We start from the raw sequence: 13,953 nt of genomic DNA, 5'->3' as shown, positions 1-13,953 counted from the left end.
GGGATCTCTTCCTTTATCTTTTAATAAGAAAAATACTATACATATACTGTAATGTGGATTTTATATTGTGTCTAATATATATATTAGGTAAGATTAATATGGAAAACATATTAATAGAAGGTGGAAATAAATGGAGTTACGTCAATTGCATTATTTTATAGCGGTAGCAGAGGAGCTTCATTTTGGAAGAGCGGCGAAACGGCTGCAGATGACGCAACCTCCTCTCAGCCAACAAATTCAGCAACTTGAGGAGGAATTAGGGGAAGTATTATTTCGGCGGACAAAACGGGTTGTAGAACTTACTGATGCAGGTAAGGTGTTTTTAGAGGGAGTAAAAGGGGTATTCGAACAATTAGATGCTGCGATTTCATTAACAAAACGGGCTGCACGAGGCGAAATTGGTACGATTACCATTGGATTTGTGGGTGCTGCTACGTATGACTTTCTCCCGCCTCTTATTCGAACATATCGCAATCAATATCCGAATGTTGAAATCAAGCTGAGAGAACTTTCAACACCTGAGCAAATCGAGGAACTACACAATCGTAAATTAGACATTGGATTTCTACGGCCGCCTATTGAGAGCGATATTTTAACAACAGAGGTAATCCACGAGGCACCCTGCATACTTGCCTTATCGATTCATCATCCACTTGCTCAAGAGAAACGAATTACCCTGTCACAACTACGAAATGATTCCTTTATTCTTCTTTCTCGTCCAATTTGGCCAGAATTCTATGATGAAATTGTATCGATGTGTCACCATGTTGGATTTAATCCAAGTATTAAACAAGAGACGACGGAATACCATACCGTGATTGGGTTAGTGGCTGCAGGTGTCGGTCTTGCTATCGTTCCTGCTTCCCTGCAAAATTTCACATTAAAGGAAGTTGTGTATCGGAAAATTGAAGATTTGACACAAACCGTCAAAATGGCGATTTCCTATGAAAAGGAAAGAATGTCAAAGGAAACGGAAAATTTTATAGAGGTACTACGATTGATGAAGTAGATGGCTTAGTTTTCATATCTTCATAATTGTTAAAAACCAAAAAACGTAAGGTAATATTTATGCAAATACAACAATAAATATTATGCTATACTAAAAACGTCTTTTGCATTTAATAATATATTGTGAATAATGAAGGGCTGGACAAGTACATGACAATCTTACAAACATTGGTTTTCGCTATTATTCAAGGAATATCAGAATTATTTCCGATTAGTAGTGTAGCTCATGGGGTATTAACACCGTATGTATTTCATTGGAATTTAGATCCGCAATTTTTGAAGGAAAATTTTCTTCCCTATGTTGTAATGCTTCATCTTGGTACAGCTGTTGCATTATTTATTTACTTTTGGAAAGACTGGTTTGAAATAATAAAATCTATTTTCACTGGTAGCAAAAAATTATTACTCTTAGTTATTGTTGCAACGTTGCCAGCAGCGGCAATTGGTATTGTTCTAGAGAAGCCACTCCGCAATATCTTCAGCAATGTAACGAGCGCTTCTATCTTTTTAATTATTAACGGTTTCTTCCTATTCTTTGGAGAAAGAGCACGTTTTAAGGGTAACAAAGAAATTGAGGATTTAAATGGGAAACAGGCTCTAATTATTGGTCTATTTCAATCCTTGGCTCTTATTCCAGGATTTTCTCGTTCTGGTTCTAGTATGACCGCTGGATTTTGGATGGGATTAAAGCAAGAAGCATCGGCCCGCTTTTCGATGATTTTGGCAACTCCGATTATTTTAGGGGCAGTCATTGTTGAAGTTCCAAAACTTCTAAAATCCCACGCAGGAAATTTGATGCAAATGTCTCTCCTAGGTGGTTTAGCATCTGGTATTTTTGCTTTTATCAGCGTTTGGATTTTAATGAACTGGTTTAAAACGAAAGAGATCAACGCAATGCGTCCGTTCGCCTATTATTGTTGGGGAGTAGGTATTATTGTATTGGTGAGCCAATTATTCTAATATACGTTCAACTTTAAAAAGAACTGTTTCTACAGTTCTTTTTTTGTTACATACAACAGCCCATTCGTAGGGGAGTTTCCTTCGATTGGGCTGTTGCAAGTTTCTATTGTTGATTACGGTATCCATTACCGAGACCCATTCCTTTACCTTGTCCTGCACCATTTCCGTTACCCATACCTTGTTCTGCGTTACAAGTTCCATTCATTTGATGCTGCTTTCCATTTACACCAGGAGTCATTGTTTTTCCAGCTACGGCATTTTCAAATGCTTGTTGGTGGTGAGAAGATGCAAAGGATAGCTTCTGGAATACATCTTTTACATCACTAGGAATAGAGGGATCATTAATAAATTTATTGTACATCGCAATATTGTCTTTTTCAGCTTGTACATTTACTGCATAAGAATCTTGTAATTGATCTGGTAGGGTAATCAGTTTACTGTAATCACTGTCCTCTAATGTAACCCCGTATTTTTCCAAAAGTGGTTTAAGTAAGTCGATATGATGGAGCTCTGCCTTGTGAATATTTTCATAGATTGTTTGGGAACCATATTTCGCTATAATGGCTTCGTATTCAGTTGCAGCTAATTTTTCATCTTGCATTGCATATTGTAAGGCCTCGTTGACAGTGATAGAGGAATCTTCCAATGCCGCTTTACTTCCAACTAGAGCAGTTGCTTCTGCAGCCTCTGTTTTATTCATTTGGGTGCTTCCATAAACGCCTCCTGCCAGTAGACTAAGTGTAATAATACTCATTCCGATGATTTTCTTTGTTTTCATCGTCTTTCATCTCCTTCCTTGTGTATAGAATAACAAGGAAGTATGACGAAACTATGACGAAGGTAAGAAAGAAATTAGCCTATTTGAGTTGTAGAAAGAGGAAGAATGACGGTGAAAGTAGACCCTTTTCCGACTTCGCTTGTGACTTCAATATGACCATGATGTGCGAGTACAAGTTGTTTTACAAGTGCTAGACCCAGACCCATTTCTCCTTCTGTTTTTTGTCTAGAAGGCTCAATTTTATAAAAACGTTCAAAAATATCTTGTTGCTGATCTACATCAAATCCAATGCCCGTATCTTGTACCGATATTGCTACATCCTTTGTATGCTGGGTAATCTGTATGGTAATGGTTCCTTCGTTTGTAAACTGGATTGCATTTCGGATTAGATTGATAAAAATTTGACGAAACCGATCTTCTTCCATTTCAAGAGCTACATCGTCAAATGGAACTAATATGAGTTCGAGTTCTTTTTCTTCGGCAAGGATCGACATTTGTTCGGTAACAGCGGAAAGTACAGGTTTAAGAGCATGGACATGTAAATGTAAGTGCGTTTCTCCGCTTCGCAATCTTTCTAAGTCCATTACACTAAGGACAAGGCGAATGAGACGAATTGTTTCTTGTTCAAGTAGGAACAGTGTTCGCTGTTCTTCTTCGTCAGAACATTCTTTTGTCCGAAGAATCTCTAAGAAGCCCCGCATTGTTGTTAAGGGTGTTTTTAGTTCATGTGACACATCAGCTAGAAACTGGGATTGCACGTTCATCATTCGTTTGATTTCGCGCTCCGTTTCTTCTAATGTTGCCGCCATTTTATTTAAATCCATTGATAAATCCGCAAGCTCATCATGACCTTGAACAGGAAGACGGTTGCTATAATTCCCATTCGCTATTTGCCTTGTTAAGTGCTGCATTTGCATGAGGCGTTGCTCGATGTGTTTAGATAAGAAAATACTAAGTAAAATGGAAACGAGTAATGCAATTCCGCCAATCATCCATAATACCGATTCAACCTTGTTAATTGCCTCTTCTGTATCGGTAATCGGGGAAACCAACATCAATGCCTCGTGGTTCTTAATCGGTAGAATGACAATCGTTACAGAGTCTTGTTGATGCAAACGTATATGCTTAAAGGTAAGAACGGTATTGGAATTAAGTGAATCCCAATTTTCCTTTGTTAATTGGAACCCGCCGGGGTATTCGGTCGATTCAGTAATCCGTTTTACATGATAGGATGTATCACTTGGCGGCGCCATCTGTTCGGAAATAGAAGCTGGATTTTTAACTAAAAAAGTCCCTACACGAATAAGTTCTTTGCTTTTTAAATCATACAAGAAAGAAGGAATAAACCACTTCGTTGCCAGAAAGAGCGATAGAAAACAAAGGAGTAGTACGAGCAAGTGATTGGCCAGTAATTTATGAAAAAAACGAATCGTTCTTTTATGTGGTTTCATCAAATTTATACCCCACTCCCCATACTGTTTGAATCCAATTGCTCGCAACATTCCCCATTTTTCTACGTAATCGTTTGATGTGCGCATCAACCGTTCTTACATCCCCGTAGAAATCGTATCCCCATATTTGTTCGAGCAGCTGCTCTCTTGAAAATACATGATTGGGCCGCTTTGCAAAGAAAACGAGGAGTTCAAATTCCTTTGGTGTTAAATCTTTAACAGCCTCGTTATAAATAAAAACTGTATGGGCATCTACTTGAATAAAAAAATGTGCACCTTGGATGATGGTTTCTTCTTCTGTGTCCTTTATCTTTTGATGACTAGTTCTTCGTAGAATGGCACGTACTCTTGCCAAAAGGGTTTGTGAGCTAAATGGTTTCGTCACATAGTCATCTGCACCGTATAAAAACCCGGTTAACTGATCTTGTTCTGTATCTTTTGCAGTTAAAACGAGCACTGGCATATCGGATGTTTTTCGAATCTCTTTTAAAATGGTCATACCATCTTTTACTGGTAACATCCAATCTAAAATAACAAGATCCGGCACAATACTTAAGCAATATTCTACAACCTGTGATCCATCTGGAAATGATACAACTTCATATCCTTCTTTATTTAGCATCATCGTTAATAATTCTCGTAAAGAAGAATCATCTTCTATTATGCAAATCGTTGTCATTGCTTTCACCCCTTTCTTCTCTGTTTCTAGTAAATCATGATACGAAAGAAAAAAGTAGTCATTTCTTTCTACTTAAAACGGTAGTACTATGGAAGATAAGTGTATTGTAATATAGAAGGTGGTTTTATATGAAAAAGTCCGTTGTTGTTCTCTTTCTCGTTTTAGCAAATTTACTTTGGGCCGGCAATTATGTATTCGGAAAATATGTAGTAGCTGAACTGTCTCCGCTCCAAATTACATTTTCTCGCTGGATGATTGCGGTTGTTTTATTATTTCCAATTGCTCATTTTATCGAACATCCAGACTGGAAGAGCGTGTGGAAGAAGTGGAAGCTCCTATTACCAATGGCGGCGCTCGGTATTATCGGGTATAATTTTTTCTTATACATAGCGCTTCAGTATACGACTTCTTTAAATGCAGCCCTTATTAATTCATTAAATCCGGCGTTAATTGTCTTGTTTTCTTTTTTATTTTTAGGAGAAAAACTAGCTGGGAAAAATATTTTCGGTCTCTTTCTCTCCTTGTTTGGTGTGTTGTTAATTTTAACAAAAGGACAGCTCCAGCAGATATTTACAATTCATTATAATGTCGGCGATTTGATTATGCTATTTGTTATTTTAATTTGGACGGTGTACTCGCTGTTAGGAAGAAAGTTAAAAGGAGTACCGCCGATTTCGGCAACAGCCGTTTCTGTCTTTCTCGGTCTTCTTCTTATATTACCGTTCGTACTTGCAACGGGTGTACATGTGCCGCATAGTGAACGAGCCCTGATTGGGATTTTGTACATTGGACTTTTTCCGTCAGTCGGTTCGTTTGTCTTCTGGAATATTGCGGTTGGACAAATCGGGGCAAGCCGTGCGGGAATCTATTTAAATTTAATCACGGTTTTTACTGCAATTATAAGTACATTTTTAGGACAACCGATTACGATGATCCAAATCATTGGGGGTCTGCTCGTATTCGGCGGGGTATATATGACGAGTAAAAAGAACGCAGCTGTCGTGAAAAAAGCTGCGTAAGGGAGAGAGGAGAAAGCTAGTATGCCGTAGCGGCGTGCTGGCTTTTTTTTTATGAGATTATTTAATATAAGAAATCGCGCTCGTATCGGAGGAAAAATCGCCACGGCTGGAACGAAAACTCCAAATTTGCCCCTAACCAATCTCCTTCCCTTCTCAAAAAATAGCATTGTAAATCAAACAAAATCCCTTATAATAAAAGTAACAGATAATGTAAGAAAACATTACATATAAACTAATTTGCAAGAATTATTCAAAATATGTAAAGTTTGGAACATCCTAAATACAAAACCGTGTGAAGGCAATAAGAAATATGTATAGGATTCGAAAAGGGGGCATGGACGTGCGTTTAACAACTCGGGAACAGGAAAAATTACTCGTTGTAGTAGCTGCGGATTTGGCGCGGCGCCGTATGCAGCGTGGGCTGAAGCTTAATTATCCGGAGGCGATTGCACTTATTACATATGAAATTGTCGAGGGAGCGCGTGACGGGAAAAGTGTGACGGAGCTGATGCAATTTGGTGCGACGATTTTATCTAGAGAAGATGTTATGGAAGGAATTCCGGAAATGATTCCAGATATCCAGGTTGAGGCAACCTTTCCGGATGGAACAAAGCTTGTAACGGTTCACGATCCGATTAGATAGGAGGAGCGTACGATGATACCAGGAGAATATCGCTTGCAAAAAACGCCGATTGTGTGTAACGAAGACAAACCGAGTATAACGCTGTCTGTATTGAACCGCGGAGATCGTCCGGTTCAGGTAGGTTCGCATTTTCATTTTTTTGAGGTGAATGATGCGCTCGAATTTACACGCAGCGCTGCATTTGGGATGCATCTTGACATTCCAGCTGGTACTGCTGTGCGCTTTGAACCAGGTGATGCGAAGGAAATTCAGCTTGTGCCGTTTTCCGGCGAGCGCCGCGTATATGGTTTACATAATAAAGTGGATGGTCCGCTTGATAAGGGGGCAGAAAAATGACGTTTCATATGTCTCGGGGGCAATATGCTGATATGTTTGGGCCGACGAAAGGCGATTGTGTCCGCCTTGCTGATACGGAGTTGTTTATTGAAATTGAGAAGGACTATACCATTTACGGTGATGAAGTGAAGTTTGGCGGCGGTAAGGTCATTCGTGACGGGATGGGCCAGCATCCGCTTGCTACCCGCGAAGAATCGATGGATTTGGTGTTGACGAATGCAATTATCGTTGATTATAGCGGTATTTATAAGGCAGATATTGGTGTAAAAGACGGAAACATAGCGGCGATTGGTAAGGCGGGAAATCCGTTACTAATGGACGGGGTGACGATGACGATCGGGGCGGCTACGGAAATTATTGCAGCAGAAGGAATGATTGTAACCGCTGGTGGCATCGATTCCCACATTCATTTTATCGCGCCGCAGCAAATTGAAACAGCGCTCGCTTCCGGTGTGACGACGATGATCGGCGGCGGAACGGGACCTGCTACGGGAACGAATGCGACGACGTGTACGCCGGGTGAATGGAATATACACCGCATGTTAGAGGCGGCAGAGGAATTCCCGATGAATCTTGGCTTTTTAGGGAAAGGAAATGCATCCTCCATTGATGCGCTTGCCGAGCAGGTCGAGGCAGGTGCAATCGGATTAAAATTGCATGAAGACTGGGGCACAACGGCATCGGCCATCGATCATGCTCTGCGCGTTGCAGATATGTATGATGTACAGGTCGCCGTCCATACCGATACGCTAAATGAAGGCGGATTTGTCGAGGATACACTAGCTGCTATCGATGGCCGCGTCATTCATACGTATCATACGGAAGGAGCCGGGGGCGGGCATGCACCGGATATCATTAAAGCGGCAAGCTATCCAAATATTTTACCGTCCTCTACGAATCCAACACGTCCGTATACGGTTAATACACTCGATGAACATCTCGATATGCTAATGGTCTGTCATCATTTGGATCCTTCTGTGCCGGAGGATATATCGTTTGCAGATTCACGTATTCGAAAGGAAACGATCGCGGCAGAGGATATTCTCCATGATTTAGGCGTATTTAGTATGATTAGCTCGGACTCGCAGGCGATGGGGCGTGTCGGCGAAGTCATTATTCGCACGTGGCAAACGGCAGATAAAATGAAAAAGCAACGCGGTGCTTTGCCAGAGGAAGGGGCGCAAGGCGATAACGTTCGAGTGAAACGATACATTGCAAAATATACAATTAACCCAGCGATTACACATGGCATTTCGAACTATATCGGCTCGGTGGAAGTCGGAAAATTTGCCGATCTTGTCGTGTGGGACCCAGCCTTTTTCGGGGTAAAGCCGGATCTTATTTTAAAGGGCGGGATGATTGCTCATAGTGTGATGGGTGATCCAAATGCGAGCATCCCAACGCCGCAGCCAGCGCTATACCGGCCGATGTTTGCAAGCTTTGGAAAGGCAAAGTATAAAACGTCGCTTACGTTCTTGTCGAAGGCTGCGTTTGATAACGGTGTCCACGAAAAGCTTGGCTTGCAGAAAAAAATTGGTGTCGTTAGTAACGTACGTTCGCTGCAAAAGAAAGATATGAAGTATAACGGCGAAACACCTGAAATTGAGGTAGATCCGCAAACATATGAAGTAAAAGTAAACGGAGAGCTTATGACTTGTGAGCCTGCCAGCGTACTGCCGATGGCGCAGCGCTATTTCTTATTTTGAGGTGAGACGATGATCATTGAACATATAATTGGTAATGTAGCAACAATAACTTCGCGGCCAAATCATACCGAGCGCGTCTATTTGCGAAGTGACGAGCTCGTGAAACGAATTCTTCGCGTAACGACCGATCACGGCCATGATATCGGAATTCGGCTAAAGGAGCCAGTCGATTTGCAGGATGGTGATATTTTATACATGGACGATGCAAATATGATTGTCGTTAGCGTGCTTGCAGATGATCTACTTGTTATTTCGCCTAGCTCTATGCAGCAAATGGGCGAAATCGCGCATCAACTTGGCAATCGTCACCTCCCTGCCCAGTTTGAAGGAGCGGACATGCTCGTTCAGTACGATTATTTGGTTGAGGAGCTACTAAAGCAGCTTGGCGTTCCGTTTACAAGAGAAAATAGAACGGTAATGAAACCGTTTCGGCATATCGGACATCATCATGACTAAGCTGTTGTCCTTGCTGCAAATTTGCGATAGTAATTTTCCCTCAGGTGCGTTTTCTCATTCCTTTGGGTTAGAGACGTACATCTATGAGCAGAAGGTTTACGACGCTGAGACGTTTTCGCATTTATTAGAAGCGTATATGCGAACGCAAATCGCCTATACCGATGGTCTTGCGTGTCGAATTGCTTATGAATGCGTGCAAAATAAGCAGGTGGAAAAACTTTGGGAGCTAGATACGATTCTCTCGAGCCTGATGCTTGCCAGGGAGACAAGGGAAGGAAATCGCAGAATTGGCGCGCAAATGGTGAAGCTATTTTGCAATTTGTATGAGAGTGAGCTGCTGCAACAATATAAAGACCGCATTCGAAAAAAAGAGCTTTCTGGCCATAGTGCGCTTGCGTTTGCAATAGTTTGTAGTGAAATAGGGATCGACCGACATGAAACGTTAGCGTCCTATTTGTTTTCATCGATTCAATCGCTCATCCAAAACGGTGTGCGGGCAATCCCGCTTGGTCAAACGGATGGACAAAGGCTGCTGCTACATATGCAACCTGTTATGGAAGAAATCGCAGGGCAAATTGAAATGAGTAGCGAGGAAGAGCTAGGACAAAGTGCACCTGGTCTCGAAATTGCACAAATGCGGCATGAACAGCTGTCTGTACGGTTGTTTATGTCATAAAGGAGGAGGGTACGTCGATGGTGGAACCAATTCGAATTGGTGTGGGTGGTCCAGTTGGTGCAGGAAAAACAATGCTAGTCGAACGATTAACGAGAGCAATGCGGCATGAACTAAGTATGGCAGTTGTCACAAATGATATTTATACGAAAGAGGATGCCCTCTTTTTAATTAAAAATAGTGTGTTACCAGAAGACCGGATTATTGGAGTAGAGACGGGAGGTTGTCCGCACACCGCCATTCGCGAAGATGCTTCGATGAATTTTGCTGCGATTGATGAATTAAACGAATTACATGACGATTTGGATCTCATTTTTGTTGAAAGTGGCGGCGATAACTTAGCGGCTACGTTTAGCCCAGAGCTCGTCGATTTCTCCATCTATATCATTGATGTGGCACAAGGGGAGAAAATTCCGCGTAAAGGTGGACAAGGGATGATCAAATCGGACTTATTCATCATCAATAAAACCGACCTTGCGCCGTATGTCGGTGCGAGCCTTGAAGTGATGGAACAAGACACAAAAGCAGCACGAGGAAACAAACCGTATATTTTTACGAATTTAAAAGATGAAACGGGCTTGAATGAGGTTGTCGCTTGGATTAAAAAATACGCCCTGCTTGATGGTCTTGCATAATGGAAGGATCGATGAAAATGCGAGCGGTTCGCAAAGGAGAGCGAACCGTCCTGCAGGATTGCCAGTTTCAAGGAACATTTAAAGTAACGCGTCCAGTGTATGAAGATGGATACCCTTTTGTTTATTGCATCCACGTCGGCGGTGGTTATGTCGATGGTGATCGCTATCTTACAGAGATTAGTTTGGAAGAAGATGCTATGCTAACGGTCACAACGCAGGCTGCTACGAAAATCTACAAAACACCGAAACATCCGGTCACACAGCAAACAGAACTTTCTTTGAAAAAAGGAGGCTATCTTGCGTTTGTCCCTGATCCGATTATCGCCTATGCGGGCGCTCGGTTCTTGCAGGAGACGACCATTCGGATGGAAAAAGGGGCACGCCTGCTTTATAGCGATATCATTACGCCGGGTTGGTCAGAAGACGGAACGCATTTTTCCTATGACTGGATTCGTTCGAAAGTAAAAGTGTATGTCGATGGAAAGCTGCAGCTATACGATCATGTATTTTTGCATCCGAGTGAACAGGAGTTAACAGAGCTTTTGCAAATGGAAGGTTATACACACTTTGGTAGCTTGCTTGTCATTGATTCAGAACTGCAGTCTGCTTGGGTGAATGAGGTAAAAGAACTCGTAGAAGCCCGCTCAGATTCCTTGCACGGCGGAGTTTCGCTACTGAAGGAAGGCGGCTTCGTTATCCGAGTGCTTGCGGATCAAACGCAGGCCATTGAACGACTGTTTCAAGCGTGTATGGATTCCATTCGTGAGAAACAGCAAGCACCAGTTATATCGATAAGAAAATATTAATATAGGAAAGAGCCTGACTTTGAGAAAGCAGGTTCTTTTTGCTTTTTGGGTGCTCAGCGAAAGAAAAAAGGAAGCACCCATTTACAATCAAAATTAACAATTCACACTTTATTCAAATAATTTTAAAGAAAATGCTAAAAAATCAGACGATTTCGAGGTACGATAGTAAAATAGACACAAAATGATAGGAGATTTTTAAGTTGAATGATACGATTTCATCTTTAGTACAACAAATTGATGAAAGGAAAGAAGAATTGATTGCGCTTGCAAAAACGCTTATCTCCTTTGAAACGCCTGCCCCTCCGGCTCGTAATACAAGTGATATTCAGCAATATATCTCCTCTATTTTACGAGAACGGGACTTTGATGTAGATAGGTGGGATGTGTATCCTGGAGATCCCAATGTGGTAGGAATTCGCAAAGGGACAGATTCTGATCAATTTCAAAGCTTAATCATAAACGGTCATATTGACGTCGCAGAAGTGTCTGCAGATGAGCCTTGGGTAACCGGCCCATTTCAGCCTTATGTAGAGAATGGCCATTTAGTTGGAAGAGGAGCTTCCGATATGAAGGGCGGCATCGCCGGTGCGCTGTTTGCGATTGGGCTGCTGCATGAGGCTGGCATTGAATTGCCTGGCGATTTGCTTTTTCAATCGGTTATTGGTGAAGAGGTCGGTGAAGCAGGAACCTTGCAATGCTGTAAGCGAGGGTATGATGCAGATTTTGCTTTGGTGGTCGATACGAGCGAGTGTCATTTGCAAGGGCAGGGCGGCGTTATTACCGGATGGATTACGGTAAAAAGCCCGCAAACATTCCATGATGCAACGAGAAGACAGATGCTCCATGCAGGCGGCAAGTTGTTTGGTGCCAGTGCTATCGAGAAGATGATGAAAATTATCCAAGGCCTGCAGGAATTAGAACGCTACTGGGCTGTTATGAAAACATATAAAGGATATCCTGCTGGCATGATGACGATTAACCCTGCGGTTATTGAAGGCGGGCGGCATGCTGCGTTTATCGCAGATGAATGCCGGCTTTGGATAACGGTTCATTTTTATCCGAATGAAACGCATCATCAAGTGATCGAAGAAGTTGAGGAATTCATTCGAAATATTGCAAACGCCGATCCGTGGTTAAAACAAAATCCTCCTCAGTTTACATGGGGCGGGGAATCAATGATTGTAGACCGAGGTGAGATTTTTCCATCACTTGAGATTGATCCAAATCACCGAGCAATTCAGACGCTGGCAACTGTGCATGAAACTATGTTTCAAGAGAAGGCAGTCCTAGATATGTCACCCACCGTAACCGACGGAGGCTGGTTTAGCGAATTCGACATTCCCGCCGTCATTTATGGACCAGGTTCCTTAGAAGAAGCCCATTCTGTCAATGAAAAAGTTGAAGTGGAGCAGCTCCTTACATTTACGAAAGTCGTCCTAGCTTTTATCTATGAATGGTGCTCTACGAGAAAAGGGTAAGAGCTTTACTAGGGACAAAAAACATCATAATTATACTAGAAAAAGGAGTAATCATCATGATCTATGACACTATTATTGTTGGTGCAGGTTCGATGGGAATGCCTGCCGGTTATTTTTTAGCAAAACAAGGGAAGAATGTGTTGTTGCTCGATTCCTTTGATCCACCACATACGCAAGGAACGCATCACGGCGAAACGCGGATTATTCGTCATGCGTACGGGGAAGGGGAAGGATATGTACCACTTGCGCTACGGGCACAGGAGCTTTGGACGGAACTGGAAGAAGAATCAGGAAAGCAGCTGTTTTATCAAACGGGGGTTATCAATGTAGGAAAAGCATCTTCTCCGTTTATACAAGAAGTAATTAAAAGTGCGAACACGTACTCTTTGCCGCTAGAAATACTTGAAAAACCTGAAATCGAAGCGAAATGGCCAGGAATTGCAGCAAAAGACGATGAAATTGCATGCCTCGAGCCGAATTCCGGCGTATTACGTGTGGAGGATTGCATCACCGCCTACCGCGAGCTTGCCGTCAAATACGGAGCTACAATTTTACCAAACACAAAAGTTACGAATGTATCTATTCTAAAAGATGAAGTCATCGTTTCTGCGAATGATAAAGAATACAAAGGAAAATCGGTAATTGTAACAGCTGGGGCATGGGCATCACAATTGCTTCAACAGGCAGGAATTGACTTGCCGCTCACCGTGCTTCGCAAAACCTTTTCTTGGTTTAACTGCCCGGAAGAGTTATATGGTATGGAACAGTTTCCTGCCTTTGCGTTTGAAACAGCGGATGGTACGTATTACGGATTTCCAAGCATTGAAGGGGCTGGATTAAAGGTAGGTCGTCACGACGGCGGACGGGAAATGGATCCAGATGCACCTAGAGAAGAATTCGGTGTATTTCCAGAAGAAGCCGGGGACGTAACTTCCTTTGTTCAAGCGTATATGCCGCAAGTGAACGAAATGAAAATGGGGAAAACGTGCATGTATACGATGACGCCAGATGAACACTTTATTATTGATACACATCCTGAGCATTCAAACGTCGTATTTGCCTGCGGTTTTTCCGGTCACGGCTTTAAATTTAGCAGCGTCGTTGGCGAGCAATTAGCAGAGCTAGTACAAGAGGGAAAAAGCACATATGATTTGTCACTCTTTTCCGCAAGCAGATTTACAAAGGCATAAGTGTAACCATTCCTACAGGTATAATTCTCTCGCTTTTTGAGGGGATTATACTTTTTTTCTTTTATAAGAAAAAAACGGGCGATAATGCCGCGATTGATACCCGAAAAAGAAGAAAAGGTGCCGGAGAGGGAATCA

General features: G+C 42.1%; 15 protein-coding genes. 12 read left to right on the top strand and 3 right to left on the bottom strand.

What is annotated here, in order from left to right; all coding sequences use genetic code 11:
• Positions 1 to 130 precede the first annotated feature (130 nt).
• Both ACAN53_RS09805 and ACAN53_RS09800 read left to right on the top strand, forming a co-directional pair.
• Positions 131 to 1,009 (top strand): LysR family transcriptional regulator, encoded by an 879-nt coding sequence (locus tag ACAN53_RS09805; protein ID WP_379969442.1) that lies wholly within the window; start codon positions 131 to 133, stop codon positions 1,007 to 1,009.
• 149 nt (positions 1,010 to 1,158) lie between these two features.
• Complete coding sequence (locus ACAN53_RS09800) at positions 1,159 to 1,968, top strand: undecaprenyl-diphosphate phosphatase (RefSeq protein WP_379969440.1); 810 nt, start codon at positions 1,159 to 1,161, stop codon at positions 1,966 to 1,968.
• Between the two features lie 103 nt (positions 1,969 to 2,071).
• Here ACAN53_RS09800 and ACAN53_RS09795 read toward each other — a convergent pair whose 3' ends face one another.
• From ACAN53_RS09795 to ACAN53_RS09785, 3 genes are all read right to left on the bottom strand, one after another.
• Positions 2,072 to 2,746 (bottom strand): DUF2202 domain-containing protein, encoded by a 675-nt coding sequence (locus tag ACAN53_RS09795; protein WP_379969438.1) that lies wholly within the window; start codon positions 2,744 to 2,746, stop codon positions 2,072 to 2,074.
• A gap of 74 nt (positions 2,747 to 2,820) precedes the next feature.
• Positions 2,821 to 4,197 carry a sensor histidine kinase gene (locus ACAN53_RS09790; protein WP_379969436.1) on the bottom strand — a complete coding sequence of 459 codons (1,377 nt, stop codon included), beginning with the start codon at positions 4,195 to 4,197 and terminating at the stop codon, positions 2,821 to 2,823.
• Positions 4,184 to 4,876: a response regulator transcription factor gene (locus tag ACAN53_RS09785; protein ID WP_379969434.1), complete on the bottom strand. Its 693-nt coding sequence runs from the start codon at positions 4,874 to 4,876 to the stop codon at positions 4,184 to 4,186. Before ACAN53_RS09785 ends, ACAN53_RS09790 begins: the two co-directional genes overlap by 14 nt.
• Before the next feature lie 128 nt (positions 4,877 to 5,004).
• On the opposite strand from ACAN53_RS09785, the gene ACAN53_RS09780 reads away from it, so the two are divergent.
• The 10 genes from ACAN53_RS09780 (at position 5,005) to solA (ending at position 13,818) form a co-directional block, all read left to right on the top strand.
• The gene (locus ACAN53_RS09780; protein ID WP_379969432.1) at positions 5,005 to 5,895 is read left to right on the top strand and encodes a DMT family transporter; all 891 of its coding nucleotides are present in this window, start codon (positions 5,005 to 5,007) and stop codon (positions 5,893 to 5,895) included.
• 340 nt (positions 5,896 to 6,235) lie between these two features.
• Complete coding sequence (locus ACAN53_RS09775; protein ID WP_379969430.1) at positions 6,236 to 6,538, top strand: urease subunit gamma; 303 nt, start codon at positions 6,236 to 6,238, stop codon at positions 6,536 to 6,538.
• A gap of 12 nt (positions 6,539 to 6,550) precedes the next feature.
• Positions 6,551 to 6,874: an urease subunit beta gene (locus ACAN53_RS09770; RefSeq protein WP_379969428.1), complete on the top strand. Its 324-nt coding sequence runs from the start codon at positions 6,551 to 6,553 to the stop codon at positions 6,872 to 6,874.
• Complete coding sequence (gene ureC / locus ACAN53_RS09765) at positions 6,871 to 8,580, top strand: urease subunit alpha (RefSeq protein WP_379969426.1); 1,710 nt, start codon at positions 6,871 to 6,873, stop codon at positions 8,578 to 8,580. Before ACAN53_RS09770 ends, ureC begins: the two co-directional genes overlap by 4 nt.
• Positions 8,581 to 8,589: 9 nt before the next feature.
• Positions 8,590 to 9,036, top strand: coding sequence for an urease accessory protein UreE (ureE, locus tag ACAN53_RS09760; protein ID WP_379969424.1), 447 nt, complete (start codon positions 8,590 to 8,592; stop codon positions 9,034 to 9,036).
• Positions 9,029 to 9,712, top strand: a complete 684-nt coding sequence (locus tag ACAN53_RS09755) for an urease accessory protein UreF (RefSeq protein ID WP_379969422.1) — start codon at positions 9,029 to 9,031, stop codon at positions 9,710 to 9,712. Before ureE ends, ACAN53_RS09755 begins: the two co-directional genes overlap by 8 nt.
• A 20-nt stretch (positions 9,713 to 9,732) precedes the next feature.
• The gene (gene ureG, locus ACAN53_RS09750) at positions 9,733 to 10,344 is read left to right on the top strand and encodes an urease accessory protein UreG (protein ID WP_379970301.1); all 612 of its coding nucleotides are present in this window, start codon (positions 9,733 to 9,735) and stop codon (positions 10,342 to 10,344) included.
• Positions 10,345 to 10,355: 11 nt separating this feature from the next.
• The gene (locus ACAN53_RS09745; RefSeq protein ID WP_379969420.1) at positions 10,356 to 11,150 is read left to right on the top strand and encodes an urease accessory protein UreD; all 795 of its coding nucleotides are present in this window, start codon (positions 10,356 to 10,358) and stop codon (positions 11,148 to 11,150) included.
• 200 nt (positions 11,151 to 11,350) lie between these two features.
• A complete protein-coding gene (locus tag ACAN53_RS09740; protein ID WP_379969418.1) occupies positions 11,351 to 12,628 on the top strand; it encodes an acetylornithine deacetylase in 1,278 nt (425 codons plus the stop codon).
• Between the two features lie 56 nt (positions 12,629 to 12,684).
• Positions 12,685 to 13,818 carry an N-methyl-L-tryptophan oxidase gene (gene solA / locus ACAN53_RS09735; protein ID WP_379969416.1) on the top strand — a complete coding sequence of 378 codons (1,134 nt, stop codon included), beginning with the start codon at positions 12,685 to 12,687 and terminating at the stop codon, positions 13,816 to 13,818.
• Positions 13,819 to 13,953 lie beyond the last annotated feature (135 nt).

Source organism: Ectobacillus soli (genome assembly GCF_042610425.1).
Classification (GTDB): domain Bacteria; phylum Bacillota; class Bacilli; order Bacillales; family Bacillaceae_G; genus Ectobacillus.
The sequence above is the reverse complement of the archived record's forward strand: the minus strand, read 5'-3'. Positions and strand labels throughout refer to the sequence as shown.

Bases quoted from the DNA above. Each gene is read 5' to 3' on its own strand.
- ACAN53_RS09790 (WP_379969436.1), bottom strand. From the start codon at position 4,197: ATGAAACCACATAAAAGAACGATTCGTTTTTTTCATAAATTACTGGCC.
- ACAN53_RS09780 (WP_379969432.1), top strand. From the start codon at position 5,005: ATGAAAAAGTCCGTTGTTGTTCTCTTTCTCGTTTTAGCAAATTTACTT.
- ACAN53_RS09805 (WP_379969442.1), top strand. From the start codon at position 131: ATGGAGTTACGTCAATTGCATTATTTTATAGCGGTAGCAGAGGAGCTT.
- ACAN53_RS09755 (WP_379969422.1), top strand. From the start codon at position 9,029: ATGACTAAGCTGTTGTCCTTGCTGCAAATTTGCGATAGTAATTTTCCC.
- solA (WP_379969416.1), top strand. From the start codon at position 12,685: ATGATCTATGACACTATTATTGTTGGTGCAGGTTCGATGGGAATGCCT.
- ACAN53_RS09770 (WP_379969428.1), top strand. From the start codon at position 6,551: ATGATACCAGGAGAATATCGCTTGCAAAAAACGCCGATTGTGTGTAAC.
- ACAN53_RS09800 (WP_379969440.1), top strand. From the start codon at position 1,159: ATGACAATCTTACAAACATTGGTTTTCGCTATTATTCAAGGAATATCA.
- ureC (WP_379969426.1), top strand. From the start codon at position 6,871: ATGACGTTTCATATGTCTCGGGGGCAATATGCTGATATGTTTGGGCCG.
- ACAN53_RS09785 (WP_379969434.1), bottom strand. From the start codon at position 4,876: ATGACAACGATTTGCATAATAGAAGATGATTCTTCTTTACGAGAATTA.
- ureE (WP_379969424.1), top strand. From the start codon at position 8,590: ATGATCATTGAACATATAATTGGTAATGTAGCAACAATAACTTCGCGG.
- ACAN53_RS09795 (WP_379969438.1), bottom strand. From the start codon at position 2,746: ATGAAAACAAAGAAAATCATCGGAATGAGTATTATTACACTTAGTCTA.
- ACAN53_RS09745 (WP_379969420.1), top strand. From the start codon at position 10,356: ATGAAAATGCGAGCGGTTCGCAAAGGAGAGCGAACCGTCCTGCAGGAT.